This window comes from Pseudomonas sp. OV546, from assembly GCF_900116845.1.
GTDB classification, from domain to species: Bacteria; Pseudomonadota; Gammaproteobacteria; order Pseudomonadales; family Pseudomonadaceae; genus Aquipseudomonas; species Aquipseudomonas petroselini.
Genome location: NZ_FPCE01000001.1, coordinates 47,544 through 66,380 on the forward strand (window position 1 = coordinate 47,544; position 18,837 = coordinate 66,380).

Sequence of the window (18,837 nt, forward strand, 5' to 3'; positions counted from 1 at the left end):
TGGACCCGCCGTAATGCCGATTGATAGCGCAACCCCTCCCCGTAGACGCTCCACCAACCTGGCCCAAGGCGTGGTCGACGCCCTGACCCAGCGCATCCTGCTCGGCCAGTTGAAGCCCGGTGAAAAATTGCCGTCGGAATCCACCATCGTGCTTGAGCATGGGGTGAGCCGCACTGTAGTCCGCGAGGCGCTCTCGAAGTTGCAGGCGTCCGGGTTGGTCGAGACGCGTCATGGCATCGGCACCTTTGTGCTGGCGCAACAGGCTCAACAAGGGCTGCGCCTGCACGTGGACACGGTGGCCAGCGTGCGCAACATGCTCGAACTGCGCCTGGGCCTGGAGGTGCAAGCCGTGGCGCTGGCGGCCTTGCGCCGAACCGGGGAACAACTCGCGCACATGCGTCAAGCGCTGGATGACTACCAAGCCTCCCTGGCCAACAACGACAGCTGCGTGGAGGAAGACAAACGCTTTCACCAACTGATTGCCGAGGCCACCGGCAATACCTTCTTCACTGAAATCATGCTGCACCTGGGCAATGCGATGATCCCGCGCACCCAAGTGAAGGGCGATGAACGTGGCGGTGCCGACTTTGCCAAACTGGGTCAGTTGGCGAACCTGGAACACGAGGCGATCTTCAATGCGATCAAACGCCAGGACCCGGACGCCGCCCGCGCCGCTATGGTGCTGCACCTGACCAACAGCCGGGATCGTTTTTCGGGGGAGCAAGACCGGTGAACGAACACACTTTATCCCTGCGCCTGGAGCGCGTGGCGGCGAACGTGCCCCATGGCGCGCGCCTGGCCGATATCGGTTCCGACCACGCTTACCTGCCGGTCGCGTTGATGCGCCGGGGGGTGATCGCTGCGGCAGTGGCGGGGGAGGTGGCGACGACGCCTTTTCATGCAGCGCAACGCACCGTGCGTGACAACGGCCTGGAGCAGCGCATCACCGTGCGCCTGGCCGATGGTCTGGCGGCCATCGAGGCGGCGGACGGGATCACCGCGATCAGCGTCTGCGGCATGGGCGGCGAGACGATCCGGGACATCCTGGAAAGCGGCAAGGCGCATCTGAGCGGCCAGGAGCGGCTGGTCCTGCAACCCAACGGCGGTGAGCAGCCGTTGCGTCAGTGGCTGATGGACAACGGTTATTCGATCCGCAGTGAAGAGCTGCTGCGGGAGAACCGTTTCTATTACGAGATCATCGTTGCCGAGCGCGCCGGGCCGGTGGTGTATAGCGCTGAACAGCTGTACTTCGGCCCCTTGCAGATGCAGGCGCGTAGCCCGGCGTTCATCGCCAAGTGGCAGCGCATGTTGCATCAGAAGCAGAAGACCTTGGCGAGCCTGGAGCACGCGCGGCAGGCGGTGCCGGAGGACAAGGTGCAAGAGATTGCCCGGCAGGCGGGGTGGATTGCTCAATTGCTGGCGTGAGCGGGTGAAGGGTCAAAAGCGTCAGGTGGCCAACGTTCTTTTCGGAGCTGCTGTGCAGCCCAGCGCGGGGCAAGCCCGCTCACCACCAGTAAGTTTGCGGGCCCTCAAGTTCGGTCGGGGGGCGGCCGATAGGATGCCTGTGATTAAGGGTGTTTTGGAACGCGTCTCGGGCAGTCGTCTCCGACGGTGACAGCGCCGTTGTCGATGCTGAGTGTTTTCGCCCCATTTTCGAGCACGCAGAGGAGGCTGCTGGTGCACCGCCCGCCCTGTTTCAGGGCTGTGCAGCAGCGGCCCGTATCTTGCTTGGGCCTTCTCAATCAATGACATGGCATTTTGCCGTTAGTCATTTCAAGCATTCGCCCACCGTTGCACCGTGTGGGTTGTTTTGGGGAGTTGTCGTACATGCACAGCCTTTTGTCACCCGGTATCCGCCTGCTCGGGCGTTTCGGCTTTGCGCGTAAGTTCCAGGTCCTGTTTTTCCTGTTCATGCTGCCCCTGGCGGGTAGCCTGTGGATGATGGGGTCGGACTATCGCGACAAATTAAGCGTGATTTCCAGCGAGCAGTCCGGCCTTCGGCAGCTGTTAGCCCTGGACGCGTTAGATGGCCAGTTGACGGCTCAGCGCAACCTGGCCGCGCGCTGGAAAGCGGCAGACATCCTGCACGCCCCGACGCCGGCGGCGAAGGCAGCGATGGACAAGGTCGATGCGAATTTCCCAGTGATCCAGCAAAGCCTGCAAGCCTTGGGCGATTCGCTGAAAACCCAGAACGCCAGCGCTGACATCCTGGCGCGCTTCGAGGCGTTGCAGGCCACGGTCAAGGGCATGGACTCCCAATCCCTGCGCACCGTAGGCTGGTGGCCGGACGGTTATGATCGTTTCACCGCGGCCTTGACGGCGATGCAAACCCTGCGCGAGCAGATCACCCTGGACGCCGGGCTGATCCTCGACCCTTGGCTGGAAACCTACATGCTCATGCAGATGGGCACCCAGCACACCCCTGACCTGATTGAACGGGTCGGCCGGATGGCCAGCGTCGGGCAGTCGTCTATTTCTTCGGGACAGTTCACTTTGCAAAGCCGGTTGCAACTGCGCGACCTGCGCAGCCGCATCGGCGATGCGCGGGACCAGTTGGCCAAGGCCGCCGCCTCGCTCAAGGCCAAGCAATACGCCGGGATGGAACCGTGGACTGCACAATACGACACCAGCCTGCAGTTGCTGGATAACGAACTCAAAGTGCTCGACGACGGCGTATTCGGCGGCAGCATCAAGCTCGACACGGCCGGTTTCGAACGCAGTATCGACGCGATGCTCGACTCGCTCGGCGCGCTGCGCATTCAGTCGCTGAAGTCCATGGATGCGCGCCTGAGCTACTACCACGACCGCGCGAGCCAGCAGTTCATCCCGTTGGCGCTGACGTTCGGCCTGCTGGCCTTGGCGGCGCTGTACCTGTTCATGTGCCTGCAAACCTCCATCCGCCGCAGCGCCAGCGGCATCACCACGCTCGCCGAGTCTCTGCGCGACGGCAACCTGTGTGTGGAAGTGGCGGTGGAGGGGCGCGACGAACTCGCCGCCATCAGCACCGCGCTGAACGTCGCGGTGGTGCAATTGCGCACCAGCCTGCTCGGGGTCAATCACGAAACCCAGCAGCTCGGCTCGGCGGTGCTCACCCTCAATTCGCAATCGGGCAGCACCCTCACCGAAGTCGAAGACCAGCAGCACCAGATCAGCCAGATTGCCGCCGCCGCCACGCAGTTGGCCGCCACCTCCCTGGGCGTCGCGCAAAGTTGTGAACAAGCCTCGGGCAGTGCCCAGCAAACCCGTCGCATCGCCGAAGACAGCAGTCGCGACAGCCAGCGCACCACCGCCAGCATCCAACAGCTCAACCAACGCCTGACCGACACCGCCAATGCATTGGAACAAGTGAGCCAGCAGGGCCAGCAGATTCAGTCGGTGGTCGATACTATTCGCGGCATTGCCGAGCAGACCAACCTGCTGGCACTGAACGCCGCCATTGAAGCAGCGCGTGCCGGCGAGCAGGGCCGGGGGTTTGCCGTGGTTGCCGATGAAGTGCGCAGCCTGTCGCAACGCACCCAGGCCTCCACCGCGCAGATCGCCGGCACCGTGGACAGCCTGCGCGCCACCGTCAGCCAGGCGGTCACCCTGATGGGGGCCGCGTGCGATCAGGCGCTGACCGACGCCGAGTCCGTCACCGGGCTGGGCGCGCGCTTAGGCGAAATCGCCGGCGCGGTGCAGAACGTCACCGACACGCTGGCGCAGATCGCCACGGCGGTCGAGGAGCAGGCCGCGACGGCGGACGAGGTGAGCGGCAACATCCAGCAAGTGGACCAGGCGGCGGGGCGCTTGCTGGAGGGTGCGCGAGCGGTCAACCGCGCGGCGGACACCCTGAGCAAGGGCAGCCAGGCGTTGAGTGACAACACCGCACGGTTCCGGTTGAGCTGAGGGTTACTTCGCTGCGGTGTGCAGCACTTCAATCCACAGCGCGCCTTTGCCCGACGGTGCTTCGCTCACTCGCTTCAAGGCACCTGTGTCGCTGACGGCATAGGTGCCGACGGTGTCGCTTTTCTCACCCGTCACCAGCAGCCACTGCCCATTGGGTGAGAAGGCGATATTGCGCGGCTGTTTCTCTTCTACCGGGTAGTTGTCGAGAAAACGCAGGCCGCCGGTAGCGGCATCCACCGCAAAGGCCGATACCGAACTGCTGGTGCGCTCACTCATCAGCAGCAGCTTGCCATCCGGCGAGAGGCGCAGGTCGGCCGCCCAGATGCGCGGCGTCGGGTCGTCTTTCAAGTCGTTGTTGCGCGCATCCCGCACTTCGCCGTGGGCCAGTTTCAAGCGATCGGGAATGCCGTTGGCCACGCCAATCGGGGTCAACGCGCCGCTGCGGTCATCGATGGAAAATGCGGTGACGGTGCCGCTCATTTCCCCGACCACGTACAGGTATTTACCGTTGGCCGAAAACGCCAGGTGCCGAGGCCCGGTGTTGGCCGGGACACTCACGTAGCCTGTACCGATGGGCGTGAGTGCGCCGGTGTCGGCGTCGAAGCGGTATTGCAGCACATGGTCCGCACCCAGATTGCCCGCGTAGGCAAAGCGATTGCTCGGGTCGGTGCGCAGCGAATGCGCGTGGGGGCCGGTCTTGTAGGTGAGGATCTTGTCGGCCTTGTCGACGGGCTGCACGCTGAGGGTGTCTGCACCGTAAGACGCGGCGAGCAAGTAACGCCCGGCGCGGTCGGTGGCCAGGTACGCCATGCTCTCGGCCAGCGGCGCCTTGGACTGCGGCGTCAAATGCCCGCTGGTGGGGTCAATGCTGAAACCCTGGACCTGAAACGGCTTGACCCGCAAGGCGGCGAACAGCGTTTTGCCGTCAGGACTGAGAGCCATGGGGTTGACCTGGTCGCCGGCGTTGACTTGATTGATCAGCTTCAGCGCACCGTTGTCTTCGTCGAGGCGGTACTGGGAAATCATCCCGTCACCGGGGCTGGAGATATACGCAAAGGTGGCGGCGTTGCCGTGTGCACTGAAGCCGCAGACAACGGCGGCGGCCAGGAGGAGAGGTTTATTCACTGCGGAACCCTTATTTTTATGATTGTGGTCAGTCATCGTATGACTGTAAATGGATCTCGGCAATGGTTGTTTTTTAACGCGATGGGCGATGGCCTCGCTCCCTTGCTGGCCTCTTCTGGTGATCGAGCTTTTGTGGTGAGCTGGCTTTTGTGGTGAGCGGGCTTGCCCCGCGCCGGGCTGCGAAGCAGCCCCAAAACCTGACCACGCGCTCTGCCTGATTCAACGCACTGGTCGCATTGGGGCTGCTGCGCAGCCCAGCGCGGGCGGTGCGACGATTCGACAAGCCCGCTCACCACAAAAAATTGCTAACCGCCTCACCCTGCTTGCGCCGCAATAGGCCCAGATACATTCAGTCATCAAGTGATACTGGCCCCCCGCACACCGCACGCTAGCGTTATTGCTCTTCAGGACTTTCACCAAGAGCAACGGAATGCGCCCCACACCCCAATCCCATCGTCTGCGTCACGGTCGCTATTCGGAACACGGACGCAGCTACCTGATTACCGTCGTCGTTCATCACCGTCAGCGTCTATTCACAGACCTTTCCCTGGGGCGTCTGCTGGTTGCCGAATTCCGGCAGGCTCATGAGCGGGGACTGGTCGACTCTCTGGCCTGGGTCATCATGCCTGACCACATTCACTGGTTGTTTGAGTTGAAGCAGATGACCTTGGCCGACGTGGTGCGACGCATGAAGTCGCGTAGCACATTGACCATCAACCGACGCCGTCAAAGCAAAGAACGTGTCTGGCAACCGGGCTATCACGACAGGGCGGTGCGGGAAGAGGACGATATTCGCAAGATGGCCCGCTACATCATTGCCAACCCATTGCGAGCCGGCTTGGTGGAGCGGGTAGGGGATTATTCATTATGGGATGCCGCGTGGCTTTAAGCTGAAACGGAGGTTTTTCCAGCAAGACCGCCCGTTCGGCTCACCCTGTTTTTGATGAGCGGACTTCTCTGGCAAGCAAGCTTTTGTGGTGAGCGAACTTTTGTGATGGTCGAGCTTTCGTGGTGATCGAGCTTTTGTGGTGAGCGGGCTTGCCCCGCGCTGGGCTGCGCAGCATCCCCCAACCTGGCCACGCGCTCTGCCTGATTCAACGCACTGGTCGCATTAGGGCCGCTTCGCAGCCCAGCGCGGGGCAAGCCTGCTCACTACAAAAGGCCCGCCCCTTAGCACCCAATCAGAAAACCTCAGCCCCTCGGGCGCACTTGCTGGGATCCTCTGGTGATCGAGCCTCTGTAGTGATCGAGCTTTTGTGGTGAGCGGGCTTGCCCCGCGCTGGGCTGCGCAGCAGCCCCCAAACCTGGCCACGCGTTCTGCCTGATTCAACGCACTGGTCGCATTGGGGCCGCTTCGCAGCCCAGCGCGGGCGGTGCGACGATTCGACAAGCCCGCTCACTACAAAAGGCCCGCCCCTCAGCACCCAATCAGAAATCTTCAGCCCCCGGGCGCACTTGCTGGGCTCCTCTGATGATCGAGCTTTTGTGATGATGGAGCTTTTGTGGTGAGCGGGCTTGCCCCGCGCTGGGCTGCGCAGCAGCCCCAAACCTGGCCACGCGCTCTGCCTGATTCAACGCACTGGTCGCATTAGGGCCGCTTCGCAGCCCAGCGCGGGGCAAGCCCGCTCACTACAAAAGGCCCGCCTCTCAGGACCCAATCAGAAACCTTCACCCCCCCCCGTGCGCACTTGCTGGGCTCATCTGGTGAAGCCTCTGTAGTGATCGAGCTTTTGTGATGATGGAGCTTTTGTGGTGAGCGGGCTTGCCCCGCGCTGGGCTGCGCAGCAGCCCCAAACCTGGCCACGCGTTCTGCCTGATTCAACGCACTGGTCGCATTGGGGCCGCTTCGCAGCCCAGCGCGGGGCAAGCCCGCTCACTACAAAAGGCCCGCCCCTCAGGACCCAATCAGAAACCTTCAGCCCCCCGGGCGCACTTGCTGGGCTCATCTGGTGAAGACTCTGTAGTGATCGAGCTTTTGTGATGGTGGAGCTTTTGTGGTGAGCGGGCTTGCCCCGCGCTGGGCTGCGCAGCAGCCCCAAACCTGGCCACGCGTTCTGCCTGATTCAACGCACTGGTCGCATTGGGCCCGCTTCGCAGCCCAGCGCGGGCGGTGCGACGATTCGACAAGCCCGCTCACTACAAAAGGCCGACCGGGCGCATTAACTCAGGAACCTTCAGCCCCCCGCAGGGCTCACTTGTCTGGTCGCCCCGTTCCCTGCCGAAAGGAATCCGCATGCCCTCGACCTTGCCAACGCTCCCCATGCACGCCCCTGTCGAACGTGAACTCAGCCTGCGCGCCGTGATCACCGGCACTGTCCTTGGCATTCTGCTCACGCCTTCCAACGTGTACGCCGGGTTGAAGATCGGCTGGTCGTTCAACATGTCGATCATCGCATTGCTGGTCGGCTACGCGATCTGGCAAGGCCTGTCCAAGCGCTCCTCCGGGCAACTGCCGTGGACGCTGCATGAAAGCAACATCAACCAGACCGTCGCCTCGGCAGCGGCGTCGATCATTTCCGGCGGGCTGGTGGCGCCGATCCCGGCTTACACCTTGCTCACGGGCAACCAGCTGGACGCTCTCCCGATGATCGCCTGGGTGTTCTCGGTGAGCTTCCTGGGTATCTGGATCGCCTGGTACCTGCGCCCATCACTGCTCAATGACAACGCACTGAAATTCCCCGAGGGCATGGCCACCCTGGAAACCCTGCTGCACATCTACAACCACGGCCGCGAAGCCGCGACGCGCTTGAAGGTGTTGCTCAGTGCGGCGTTATTGTCCGGCGCGGTCAAGTGGGTGGATACCTTTATCTGGGCCTTCCCGCGCTGGTCGCCGAGCGCCTCGTGGGAGCGCCTGACCTTCACCGCCGACCCATCGCTGTTGCTGGTGGGCTTCGGCGGGATCATCGGTATTCGTGTGGGCCTGACGCTGCTGCTCGGTGCTTTGCTCGCCTGGGGTGGCCTGGCGCCGTGGCTGTTGGCGCAAGGCTTGGTGACATTGCCGGCCGACAGCAGCGGCCCCCAGTTCGCCGCCCTGGTGGAGTGGTTGCTGTGGCCGGGGGTGAGCCTGATGGTGTGTTCCACCTTGGCCTCGCTGACCATCCGTTTATGCGCCCTGCACCGGTCGACCCAAGCCGATGGCGGTACCCCTTGGCGTGTCCCCAAGCCCGGACCTGCCGCCGGTTTCGCCCTGTCGATTGTGCTGGTGGTGGGCCTGCAGGCGCTGTTATTCGGGATCAACCTGTGGATGGCCTTGCTGACCATCCCGTTGGCCATCTGCCTGGCCGCCGTGGCCGCGCGTGTCGTCGGTGCTACGGGTATTCCGCCCATCGGCGCCATCGGGCAACTGTCGCAGTTGAGCTTCGGCATCGTCGCGCCGGGGCAGGTGCCGATCAACCTGATGAGCGCCAACACCGCCGGTGGTTCGGCCGGGCAGTGCACAGACCTGATGAATGACTTCAAGGTGGGCAAGGCCATTGGCGCCACGCCGCACAAGCAAGTGATCGCGCAGATCCTGGGGATTTTCGTCGGCAGCATCGTGGGCGTGTTCGCCTACCTGGCGCTGATTCCCGACCCCCACTCCATGCTGCTCACCGAAGAGTGGCCGGCACCGGCTGTCGCCACCTGGAAAGCCGTGGCGCAAACCCTGACCCTCGGGCTGGATTCGTTGTCGACGAGCATCCGCTGGGCAATCGTTATCGGCGGCTTAGTCGGCGTGTTGCTGGGCGTGCTGGACAGCACCTTGGCGGCCCATCGCGCCCGCTACCTGCCCAGCGCCGCCGCCTTGGGCCTGGCCTTTGTATTGCCGGCCTCGGTCTCGCTGATGATGGCCCTGGGCGCCGTGCTCACCTGGCTGGTGAGCTGCCGCTGGCCGAGCATCACCGAACGCTTTGCGATCACCGCTGCTGCGGGGTTGATTGCGGGGGAGAGCATTACGGGCGTGGGGGCTTCGTTGTGGGCGATGGTGGGGAACGGCTGATCAGCCGAATGCCTCCTTTCCAACCGACGCCCCTGGTAACGATGGCGCTCGTCACCTGGAAAATTATTTGATGGCACTGCGCGACGGTGGCGTAGTCTGTTTATCCACAACCCACTCTTGCCCAGCGGAGCCTCCATGATCATCGTCCATCACCTCAACAACTCACGCTCGCAACGCATCCTGTGGCTGCTTGAAGAACTCGGCCTGCCTTACGAGATCAAGCGTTACCAACGCGACCTGAAAACCAACCTCGCGCCGCCTGAACTCAAGGCCATCCACCCGTTGGGCAAATCCCCAGTGATCGAAGACGGCGGCCGGGTGCTGATCGAATCCGCCGCCATTATCGACTACCTGATCCGCCACCACGGCCAGGGCCGTCTGCAACCGAACCCTGCCAGCGCCGCCTACGACACCTACGTGCAATGGCTGCACTTTGCCGAAGGCTCGGCGATGCTGCCGCTGATGCTCAACCTCTACGTCGGCCGTTTGGGCGACGCCGGTGCGCCGCTGCACCCGCGTATCGAGTCGGAAGTGGCTAACCATCTGGGTTACCTGAATGACGAGCTGGCGGGTAAGTCCTATCTGCTGGGGGATGAGTTGAGCGGCGCGGATATCCAGATGAGCTTCATCGGCGAAATCGCCAAGGCCCAAGGCAAGCTGCAGGCCTACCCGAACCTGGCGGCGTGGGTGAAAAAATTTCAGGCGCGGCCTGCTTATCGCAAGGCGGTGGAGCAGGGTGGGGAGTATGCGTTTGCCAAATGAAGGGTTTGGCAGCGCCACGCCAGGCCCATAAACAGCGCGCCCATTGTGACCGGTGTTTACAACTGTTAACGGATTGATTGGCGCAGTCGTTATAGGCTTTGCCCTGTCCGTACAGGAGTCTTCGGTCATGAGCCTACGCGCTGTCGCCGCCACGTTGTTTGCATCCGTGCTGTTGCTGCCTTCGCCTGCCGAGGCTGCGACGCCCATCACCCACGTCGCCATCTACCGGGGTCCGGCGGGCTGCGATGACTGTTCCGAGAACGTGGCGAAGGCCCTGCATCGCCTCAACCCCGGCTACCAGATCGATTACGTGGGCGCGGATGAGGCCATCGACATCACGCCGAAAACCCTGGCGCGCTACGACCTCTACGTGCAACCCGGCGGCGGCCAGGACATTCCCGGTGCCCTGCGCAGCCTGGGGGATGCGCGCAGCGAGGCGATCCGTGATTACGTGGCCAACGGCGGGCGCTACCTGGGCTTGTGCATGGGCGCCTACCTGGCGGATGACAGCAACCTCGGCTTGATCCCGGTGGACCTCGACGGCGAAGCCGGCCGCCCCGGCTTCGAAGTGCCCGACATCGCCGACGCCGCCGTGCAGGTCACGTGGGACGGCAAGCCTGACCAGGTGTTCTTCCAGGACGGCCCTTACTTCCCCAAGGTCGCGCCCTACACGGCCATCGCCACCTACCGCAACGGCGACGTCGCGGCCGCGCGGTACACCTTCGAGAAGGGCGTGGTGATACTGAGCGGCCCGCATCCCGAAGCCAGCGCGCAGTGGTTCGAGAACGCCGACATTGCGTTGAGCAAAATGCCGCAAGGCGACCTGTTTGGCGCGCTCATACACCACTTCTAACCGCCCCTCCATTTCCTGTAGTGAGCGGGCTTGCCCCGCGCTGGGTGGCGCAGCCGCCCCAAACCCAGGCACCGCATTCTGTCTGAAAGAATGCGGTGTTTTTATTGGGGCGGCTGCGCCACCCAGCGCGGGGCAAGCCCGCTCACCACAGTAAGCCCACTCACTACAACAAGCCCGCTCACCACGAGTGCGACCGCGGCTAAAACACAATGGGCGATCAGTGGCCGTGTCGATGTGTTCTTGCGCGGCGTGGAGCTTTAGTCAGCGCACCACATCCAGCGCCTGGATTTCATTCACATAGTGGGTCTGGCTCGACGTCGACTCCAGCGTCAGGGCGACGCCCAGGTCCTCGATAAACGCCCGTGAGGACGTGTAGCCGTCCTGCTCACAGGCCAGCCGGATGGCATCACCCGTCAACGACGCGAACACCTCGCGCGCCGGGAAGCGCTCGCCGACCTTACAGGTCAAGGTGGTCTCGGTCGGTTTGTCAGTGGGCTTGACCGGCACATTGGCCATCTTCAGGTGGGCACTCAAGGTCTGGCCCGGCGCCCAACGGGTCGGTAGTTTGACCTCGGCCTCGCGGGTCTGCAGCACCTGGCCTTCACCGACACCGTTCATTTTAGATTTCAGCTGGATCAGGTCCGCCACCATTAACCGGTCCACATTGAAGGCGTTGCCATAGGCCTCATTCTTGACCAGCAAACCGCCTTCAGCCTTGAACCGGATGGTGATCGGCGCCTCCTTGCCCGCGTCATTTTTTGACAGATAAGTGTAGTTCAGCGACTTGAACTTGGGCTGCAACAACGGTGCATCGAGGCCCTGGAGCACAGTGGGCGGCACCGGCACATCGGCGAGATTCGTGTCGGCCACCGTGCGCGGGTAATCGACCGGCGCAATGTCCGGCCGCAGCAGCGCCACCAAGCCGGGCGTCACACCGCCCTGCACCGAACAGCTCACGCGGGAATGATTACCCTCCGGCTCCACGATCAGCACCCGCTCCACATGGCGCAGCCCCGGCGCCTTGCCTGGCATCGGCTTGATCGCCTGCCAACTGTTGCCCACCTTGAGTTCGCTGCGCGTGTATTGCCCCTCGCCTTTTTGCAGCGCACCGGGTGGGTCCAGCAGTGCCGCGAAGCGCTGGGCGACGTCATCAATGTTGCCGTCCACCGTGAAACCCCAGAAGTAATACAGGCCCAACGGGCCAAGATCGCTGACCTCATCGTTGTAGGACAGCAACTTCAAACCAGCGATGGCCGGCGCGCTCACCGGCACTGCGGTGGCCTTGGGGTCGGTGCGATCGCGCACCGCGATCCAGCTGAAGTCCTTCTCTTGCTTGAGCGGGGCGTAGGCCCGCCAGGCGTCGCGGTGGGTATTCAGGCTGCTGAAAAAACTCGCGTCGCAGCGGGTGAAGGCCTTGAGGGTGTCGACCAGTGCGGCGTCGTCGGCGTGGGCGAGGGAAGGCAACAGCAAGGCTGCGGCGAGGGCGACGGCGGACGCGGGCAACTTCATAGCGTGGGATTTCCGTATCGAGGCGGGAGGAGGGGCATTATCCAGAGATTGTCGAGTGGGCTCTAGCGCTTATCGTGACGACTGACTTAAGGCTTGCCCCGTCGCCGCCGATAACCCGAAAGACCCCGCCAATCATGGACTGATTAAATGGCCCTTATCCTCAGCTCTGCCTCTATCCCACCTGCCAATACCGCCCTAAAGCCTTCCGGCCAAAAGCTCACGCCCGAGCCGATGACGGACGCCGCCAAGGCAGCCTTGGCCAACGCGGCCCCGGCGGCCATCTACCACCCCAGCGAAAACACCTCGATCACCGCGCAACCCCTGGAAGCCATCGACACGTGGGTCGGCCGCTCGGCATCGCCGGACTTGCCTCGATTCGTACAACGTTACCAGGGCGCAACAAGCACGCTGAAAGCCGCAGTTGAGACCTTTCGGGCCGCACTGCCGGCAGACCTGGTCAACAAAAAGTTCGGCTTCACCGTCGAGGCCAATGACACGCTGAAGGTGCTCGACACGGCGGGCCAGTTCAGCCCTTCGGACACTCAACGGCTCAGCGATTTGCTTAATCAGTCCCGCGACCTGAAGCCCGCGTCGATCCAATACCGCGAGGCGACGATCGATATGCTGGACGCCGACTCGCCCTGGTCGGGAAACCTGATGGGCTACTACAGCCTGACCCAGGAAAACTTCGCCGCCACGCTAGACCTGGCCGCACTGTTCAATCGCCCCGGCTCTTTGCCGCCCAAGGAATATTCAGCCGGGTTGTTTATAAACCAACTGGCCAACAAAGGCACAGTCGCCACACGCGAGACGGAAGCGGCGATGCTTGAGCGGCGTGGCGCGCAGCGGTTTACCGCACAGGCCTGACAACACTGGCCGCGCGAGCCAGCCGCACACCCCAATCGCCGCCGTGCTGCACGTGGCATTCCTCTTCGGAGTCGAAGTGCACGCAGCGGTCCAACGGCACGGCGGGGACGTCAGCGTCCTGCAACGCAGTGGCGGTCAACGCGCGCATGCGCTGGTCGAGGCCGCTGGCCAGGGCGTGGTCCTTGCTGGCGCGCGTGTCGAATACCCAGGTGATGCGCAGGCTCTGGGGGAACGCGGTGTAGTTGACCGTATGCGTCAGCCATTCGAACCCCGGGATTTCAGCCTTGGCGGTTTCGCAGGCCTCAGTCAGCGCGGCGACCAGTTGGCGTTCAATACCAGCGATTTCATGTTTGGACAGGGCCATGTAATGCTCCGAATGCAGATCAATGGTAGGCGTTGTCGAGCTTGCGCGAGGCCGCGATGGGGTCATCTCCCGCAGCCTGTGTGTCGCATCCCGCTCAATAAAAATCATAATAAAGCGCCCACTCCCCCGTGATGCGGTGCTTCCAGAACATCAAGCTCCCGCTATCCACCACATTCAGCTGGATTTTTGCGTCCGACGAAATCTGGAACACAAACTCGAACCCCTCACCGGGATCGACACCCGATTGGCAGAACGACGGATAGCCGCCGAGCTTATGCTCATAGGTGTGGGTCACCAGGTCGTAGTAACTCTGTATCTCCCCGGCGCGTTCCAGCTTGAGTATTTCCTGCTCTAGCTCAGCAGGCACACCGCCGCCATCCCACAACGGGTAATCCTCCGGCACGGGTTCCGCCTTCAAGGGGAACGGCTTGAGAAACGCGCCCGGCACCGGCAGGGTTTTACGCACCAGCACATCGTCCGGTCCGTATTCGCGTATCAGCCAGTTATCCCCCATGGGTTCAAAATGCTCGGGGAACGGGTTCGACACAAACAGCGTCAACACCCGAACGCCCTTCAGCGCCGGGCTGTTGAAGGGCAGGGCGGGCAAGTAGAACTGCGCGTAGGGCAACAACGGTTCCCCGGCCTTGTTGGTGGGGATGCCTTCATCGGCGCGGAACAGAAAGACGTTACCCAGCCAGCTTTCTTCATCAGTTCCCGCAGGGCGAAAACCGCCGGCGATGAGTTTGAGCGCCGGGCGGGCCAGGCGTTGTTTGAGGTCTTGGATATCCATAAGGGTGTGAACCTTCCTTTTGATAGCGGTACGCGACAGGGCTATGCCTGAGCTCTAAGTGCACTGATGATAAACCCATGCAGGCTGTTGACGGCCTTGGACCCGCGCGAGGCCCTACTACGTAGAATCGACACCTCCATGGGTTCGATAGCGCCCAAGCCGTGTTCGCCGCTCAAGACCTGCAAGGATGGCTGCACGGTGCATTGGGTAATCGCAGCAATCGCCAGCCCACCTTCCACGGCGGCGACCTGGCCGGCCAGGCTGGAGCTGTTGTACACCACCTTAAATTGACGGCCCTGTTGCGCCAGTGAATTCACCGCGTACCGGCGCGCCAGGCTTTCGCTTTCGTAGACGGCGATAGGCACCGGGTCTCGGCGCCACAGTTCGAACTGTGGGGAACCTACCCAGACCATCGGCTCCTTGAACAGAAAAGTCCCCGTGTGCGCCGAGTCCCTGGACACCAGCGCAAGATCGAGGTCGCCACTGCGCACACGCGGGATCAGGGCGGTCGACTGTTCACAGGTCAGCTCGATGTCCACCCCCGCATACCGTGGCGCAAACCGTTTCAGCACTGGCGTGAGGTACTTGGCCGCGTAGTCCTCGGCAACGCCAAGGCGGATGCGCCCGGTCAACGCTTCACCGTGAAACGCCGCCTGGGTTTCGGCGTGCAAGGCGAGCATGCGGCGGGCATAGCCCAACAACGTCTGGCCGTCGTCGGTCAGTTGGAGGTGCCGGGGGCCACGGTTCAGTAAGGGCCGGCCCAGCGCAGCCTCCAGTTTTTTCATCTGCATGCTGACGGCGGACTGCGACCGATTGACCTCATGGGCCGCACCCGAAAGCGAGCCAGCATCCACCACGGCCACAAAACACTTGAGCCAATCGATCTGCAAATCGCTGGAGGACATGGTGGTTACCTTTATTCGTTAATCGAATGGCTACGCCGTGAATTATGCGCTTTTCACGGTAGTTGTTCATTCGCAAGATAGCGGCCAGAACCTACCCATTAAGGACCTGACCATGCCCTTCGAGACCTGGTTGCTCTACCTGTTCACCTGCTGCGGGATATCCGTGGTGCCAGGCCCGAATGCGTTATTGGTGCTGACCCACGGCGCGCTGCACGGCAGTCGCAGAACCCTGTTCACCATCAGCGGCGGCGTGCTCGGCTTTGCCCTGGTGCTTGCGCTGTGCGCGCTGGGCCTGGGGGCACTGATCCAAGCCTCGGCCAGCGCGTTCACGGCCTTGAAGATCGCCGGCGGGCTCTACCTGATCTGGCTGGGCTACGGACTGTGGCGCGCCGGCCCCGTCACCCTGGAAACGGCGGCTACCACCGGCCTGCGACGCTGGTCGCTGTTCCGCCAGGGGTTGGTCTCGGCCCTCTCAAACCCCAAGGCGCTGCTGCTGTTCACCGCGTTTATCCCACCCTTCCTGGACCCCCACAGAAACATCATCACGCAGACCGCCATCATCGCGCTGACCTACGCCGTGGTGGAGTTTGTGGTCGAATACCTGGTGGCCAGCGCCGCTCACCGGGTACGGCCATGGTTGGCTCGCACGGGGCGGCGGTTCAATAAAGTCTGCGGTGGGTTCTTCGTGTTGTTTGGGGTGGCGTTGCCGTTGCATAGCTGAGGGCGAGACGTGGCTCAGAAGTTATCGCCCCAGTTGCACAACTTGCTCTCACCCAATGGCACCCGGGTGCCCTCAGTCTTGCCGACCAACATGCGCTTGAGCGTCACCCCGCACTTATAGCGACCCGCTGCATCCAGTTCGTAATCCATCCCCGCCTCCGGCACGAAAGTGAACATGTTGTAGCAACGATTGCCGATGTAATGAAACGCGATGGGCTGCCCGGCCGGCACCCGCAGCTCACTCATCACCGTGGCATCCGAACCCCCCTCGACGGGCGCCATGCCCAAGCTTTCGCCATTGCGGTCTGCGTAGCCATCTCGATTGACCACCATCACCCCCGCGCCGGGCAGGCGGAAGTTGATGCAGTTGGAATTGGGCACGGCGCGCACCATGCCATCGCTCATCACACGCAGGCGCACGGTTTCAGCGCTGGTGGGCGTGGCGTAGGGCGTGGAGAAGGAGCGCACATCCGTCAACGCGCCGCAGCCGGTGAGGGCGGCGAGGAGGGTAAGGCAGATGAGGGGGTTGAGCGGGCGCGGGGAGTTGTTCATGGTGTCGATTCCATTCGTAAGGGGGTCGATAAGCGTGGTTAGGCAACCGAAACACGCACCCGTTGCCACTCATTCCAGCAGTCCTCGGCGACGATATCCGGATAACCCCGTTCGGTTTCCATCGCCAGCGCGGTGCTGAACGGCAGCGCAATACAGGTGGCTGCATCGCGGATTTCAAACGCTTCAGCTTCGGTCAACGGCACGCCCTTTTTCGCCTCGGCGGCGGTGAGCACAGCCACAAGGGCGGGGACAAAAACCAGGCATAGCGGATCGGTGGACATTGAGTGCTTCCCTGAGTGAGCGGCGCAAAAGGTGCCAGTGTAAACGTGGGGCGGGTCCTTGGGGGCTGCGTATTCAATATCTCGACCGCGCTGTCGATAACCTCTGCTGAGGTGATCAACAGGAACGCCGTGCGCAGGAAGCCAGATGATGATTTTTGATGTCAATCGCTATGCCCAAATCTACTACCAGAATATCCAGCCCTCACCGGGTAACGACTACCCGCGACTCAAGGCGTGGGAGTTTCTCTATGAATACATCTGGGACGAATCCCGCCCTCGGTGGGCTGACCTCATCAGCGAAGAACACATAGACACGACAGCCCTGCATATTGGGTTCTACCTGGCGAACTGGGGGATGTTCCGTGGCTCCTCGGGCCTGCTGCAGAACAGCAACCTGGACCTGATGAAAGCGTTGGCCAAGTGCATTTTTACCGGCCAGGGCCCGGAGTTGTTTGAACTCTCCCTGGATAATTTCGCACCCGGCGCACCGGACCTGGCCTATAACCAAGCCCTGTTGGACAGGGTATTGGCCTCCATGGAGACCTTGGCCACCAACGTCTCCTGGACCGATACGCTCAAGACCAAAATCCTGATGGGGGTGTGGGGGGAGTGCCCGGCGCTGGACCGTTTCTACATTGCGGCCTGCCGCGATCTGTTCCCCCGCCGCGCATTCATCACCACCGCCAGCGGCAAGGGGCTGACGGCGTTGGTGGGGGTGGTGGAGCAACTGAATCTTTCACCCCTGCCGTTGAAAACGGGACGCCTGGAACTGCCGTATCCTACGGCGCGGGTGATGGACATGGCGTTGTTTCAGTACGGACTTGGGTTGTAAGCCGTGCGTGAAAAAACGGTCAGAGCCCATGTGTTACTGAGTTGGAAATACGAGGGGCTGAAGGTGAACAATGAAATAGGGGTCAGACCACCATTATTGAAAACGTGGTCTGACCCCTATTCCCCTAGGTCGAGTTCATCGACGAAGACGTCGACTACGCGCACCGGGTTGGTATCGCTGACGTAGTCGTCAAGGCTCTCGGGAAGCAAGGTGCTTTGGCCGCGATGTTCGCCTTGAATGAAGCGCTTCATTGACGATTCCTGAGTTAAATACCTCGGAAAATCATAGCAAAGGTGTATAGCGGCATAGGCTCCCTGACAGAGGCGGACTCCAGTTACCCCTCTTACTGGCGAACAATTTTGGAGGTGCTGACGATGGCCCGCTTACAGGTTGTAAAGATTGACTTAAGTGAGGTGACGAGTTCTGACGAACTCCATTCCATCTTGAAAGATGAACTCGGATTCCCTGGCTGGTACGGCTGTAATTGGGATGCTTTCTGGGACGCAATTACGGCACTTGTTGAAATGCCCATACACTTGAAAATCTCAGGGTGGAATACTTTATCCAGACGTTTACCGGGGGATGCGAAGCTGATGCAAAAAATCCTTGAAGACATGAAGATCGAGTATCCAGAACTCGCACCAGATGTGGAGTTCGACTAAACGATTTTTAGGCCGACATTTGGCCTGAGCCAAGTAAACCGCCAGCCTCCCTCTGGAAAATTTTCAGTAGATCCCGCAGTGAGATCTTTGGCTCACTGCCGTTGGTTGGCTGCACCATCTGTTTTACACACTCTGGGCCAGAAGCTGCCACTCAACGCGACTCGATAACTCCCACCCAACCGTGCATCATCATGCTCACCACGATCCCGCCCTGGCAGCGAAGCCGTAGGTGCAGAACCTGCCCGCCCAAAAAAAAAGCATTTTGAAATGGAAGTCATCTCATGTTCGAACGTAACAAACTGGTTCCGGAGTTAATGGTCACCAACCTGGATAGCAGCCTGGCTTTTTGGGTTTCTCGTCTGGGGTTCAAAGTAGCTTATCAACGTTCGGATGACGGATTTGCGTACCTTGATTTGAATGGTGCTCAAGTAATGCTGGAGCAGATTGATCCGGACGCGGGTCAATGGCTGACTGCGCCGTTGACCAAACCGTTTGGAAGAGGCATCAACCTACAGATTGATGTTGAGGCTGTCGCACCCATCATCCAAAAACTTGTTCAGGCTGGATGTCCACTCTATCGAGAATGCAAAGACACCTGGTATCGGGCTGACGATATAGAAGTAGGCCAACGCGAATTCATCGTTCAGGATCCCGACGGTTATCTCGTAAGGCTGGTAGAGCGGTTGGGTGAGCGACCGGCTTGCTCAATGTGAATCTGAGCCAAGCCGACCGTCAGCTATGGGGCGATTGCCGC

At 61.7% G+C, this 18,837-nt stretch carries 19 protein-coding genes and 1 pseudogene; 12 read left to right on the forward strand and 8 right to left on the reverse strand.

Going from position 1 to position 18,837, the window contains the following annotated elements:
* Positions 1-13 precede the first annotated feature (13 nt).
* The 3 genes from BM403_RS00215 (at position 14) to BM403_RS32410 (ending at position 3,885) form a co-directional block, all read left to right on the forward strand.
* Positions 14-733, forward strand: a complete 720-nt coding sequence (locus tag BM403_RS00215; RefSeq protein WP_064052815.1) for a FadR/GntR family transcriptional regulator — start codon at positions 14-16, stop codon at positions 731-733.
* On the forward strand, positions 730-1,425 hold the full coding sequence (locus BM403_RS00220) for a tRNA (adenine(22)-N(1))-methyltransferase (RefSeq protein WP_093541116.1): 696 nt from the start codon (positions 730-732) through the stop codon (positions 1,423-1,425). The genes BM403_RS00215 and BM403_RS00220 overlap by 4 nt, the downstream gene beginning before the upstream one ends.
* 1,452 nt (positions 1,426-2,877) lie before the next feature.
* Entirely contained in the window at positions 2,878-3,885 is a 1,008-nt protein-coding gene (locus tag BM403_RS32410) for a methyl-accepting chemotaxis protein (protein ID WP_370636186.1), read from the forward strand.
* A 3-nt stretch (positions 3,886-3,888) separates the two neighbouring features.
* On the opposite strand, the gene BM403_RS00230 is transcribed toward BM403_RS32410, so the two are convergent.
* Entirely contained in the window at positions 3,889-5,010 is a 1,122-nt protein-coding gene (locus BM403_RS00230) for a lactonase family protein (protein ID WP_093541118.1), read from the reverse strand.
* A gap of 430 nt (positions 5,011-5,440) precedes the next feature.
* Between BM403_RS00230 and BM403_RS00235 the strand changes: the two genes are divergently transcribed.
* The 4 genes from BM403_RS00235 (at position 5,441) to BM403_RS00250 (ending at position 10,601) form a co-directional block, all read left to right on the forward strand.
* The gene (locus BM403_RS00235; protein ID WP_064052818.1) at positions 5,441-5,899 is read left to right on the forward strand and encodes an REP-associated tyrosine transposase; all 459 of its coding nucleotides are present in this window, start codon (positions 5,441-5,443) and stop codon (positions 5,897-5,899) included.
* A gap of 1,344 nt (positions 5,900-7,243) precedes the next feature.
* On the forward strand, positions 7,244-8,986 hold the full coding sequence (locus tag BM403_RS00240) for an OPT family oligopeptide transporter (RefSeq protein ID WP_093541120.1): 1,743 nt from the start codon (positions 7,244-7,246) through the stop codon (positions 8,984-8,986).
* 135 nt (positions 8,987-9,121) lie between these two features.
* Complete coding sequence (locus BM403_RS00245; RefSeq protein WP_093541122.1) at positions 9,122-9,748, forward strand: glutathione S-transferase family protein; 627 nt, start codon at positions 9,122-9,124, stop codon at positions 9,746-9,748.
* A 127-nt stretch (positions 9,749-9,875) separates the two neighbouring features.
* Entirely contained in the window at positions 9,876-10,601 is a 726-nt protein-coding gene (locus BM403_RS00250; RefSeq protein WP_015885029.1) for a BPL-N domain-containing protein, read from the forward strand.
* A 261-nt stretch (positions 10,602-10,862) separates the two neighbouring features.
* Here BM403_RS00250 and BM403_RS00255 read toward each other — a convergent pair whose 3' ends face one another.
* Complete coding sequence (locus BM403_RS00255; RefSeq protein WP_046036596.1) at positions 10,863-12,110, reverse strand: hypothetical protein; 1,248 nt, start codon at positions 12,108-12,110, stop codon at positions 10,863-10,865.
* A 147-nt stretch (positions 12,111-12,257) separates the two neighbouring features.
* On the opposite strand from BM403_RS00255, the gene BM403_RS00260 reads away from it, so the two are divergent.
* The gene (locus BM403_RS00260; RefSeq protein ID WP_093541124.1) at positions 12,258-12,977 is read left to right on the forward strand and encodes a hypothetical protein; all 720 of its coding nucleotides are present in this window, start codon (positions 12,258-12,260) and stop codon (positions 12,975-12,977) included.
* Here BM403_RS00260 and BM403_RS00265 read toward each other — a convergent pair.
* From BM403_RS00265 to BM403_RS00275, 3 genes are all read right to left on the reverse strand, one after another.
* Entirely contained in the window at positions 12,961-13,341 is a 381-nt protein-coding gene (locus BM403_RS00265) for a hypothetical protein (protein ID WP_093541126.1), read from the reverse strand. The two genes, BM403_RS00260 and BM403_RS00265, sit on opposite strands and share 17 nt — an antisense overlap.
* 94 nt (positions 13,342-13,435) lie before the next feature.
* Positions 13,436-14,131 carry a DUF1963 domain-containing protein gene (locus BM403_RS00270; protein WP_093541128.1) on the reverse strand — a complete coding sequence of 232 codons (696 nt, stop codon included), beginning with the start codon at positions 14,129-14,131 and terminating at the stop codon, positions 13,436-13,438.
* 41 nt (positions 14,132-14,172) lie between these two features.
* Positions 14,173-15,036, reverse strand: coding sequence for a LysR family transcriptional regulator (locus BM403_RS00275; RefSeq protein ID WP_093541130.1), 864 nt, complete (start codon positions 15,034-15,036; stop codon positions 14,173-14,175).
* A gap of 112 nt (positions 15,037-15,148) precedes the next feature.
* Between BM403_RS00275 and BM403_RS00280 the strand changes: the two genes are divergently transcribed.
* The gene (locus tag BM403_RS00280; RefSeq protein ID WP_093541132.1) at positions 15,149-15,757 is read left to right on the forward strand and encodes a LysE family translocator; all 609 of its coding nucleotides are present in this window, start codon (positions 15,149-15,151) and stop codon (positions 15,755-15,757) included.
* A gap of 14 nt (positions 15,758-15,771) precedes the next feature.
* Here the strand turns inward: BM403_RS00280 and BM403_RS00285 are convergent, their stop codons facing one another.
* Both BM403_RS00285 and BM403_RS00290 read right to left on the reverse strand, forming a co-directional pair.
* Complete coding sequence (locus BM403_RS00285) at positions 15,772-16,308, reverse strand: hypothetical protein (RefSeq protein WP_256577102.1); 537 nt, start codon at positions 16,306-16,308, stop codon at positions 15,772-15,774.
* Positions 16,309-16,346: 38 nt separating this feature from the next.
* Entirely contained in the window at positions 16,347-16,589 is a 243-nt protein-coding gene (locus BM403_RS00290) for a hypothetical protein (protein ID WP_093541136.1), read from the reverse strand.
* 148 nt (positions 16,590-16,737) lie between these two features.
* Between BM403_RS00290 and BM403_RS00295 the strand changes: the two genes are divergently transcribed.
* Entirely contained in the window at positions 16,738-17,421 is a 684-nt protein-coding gene (locus BM403_RS00295; protein WP_175538047.1) for a hypothetical protein, read from the forward strand.
* 122 nt (positions 17,422-17,543) lie between these two features.
* Here the strand turns inward: BM403_RS00295 and BM403_RS32045 are convergent.
* Positions 17,544-17,672 (reverse strand): annotated as a pseudogene (locus tag BM403_RS32045) (hypothetical protein); the annotation flags it as partial.
* Positions 17,673-17,795: 123 nt separating this feature from the next.
* Here BM403_RS32045 and BM403_RS00300 point away from each other — a divergent pair.
* On the forward strand, positions 17,796-18,083 hold the full coding sequence (locus BM403_RS00300) for a barstar family protein (RefSeq protein ID WP_093541140.1): 288 nt from the start codon (positions 17,796-17,798) through the stop codon (positions 18,081-18,083).
* Positions 18,084-18,364: 281 nt separating this feature from the next.
* Positions 18,365-18,796 (forward strand): bleomycin resistance protein, encoded by a 432-nt coding sequence (locus tag BM403_RS00305; protein ID WP_046036605.1) that lies wholly within the window; start codon positions 18,365-18,367, stop codon positions 18,794-18,796.
* Positions 18,797-18,837: the final 41 nt, after the last annotated feature.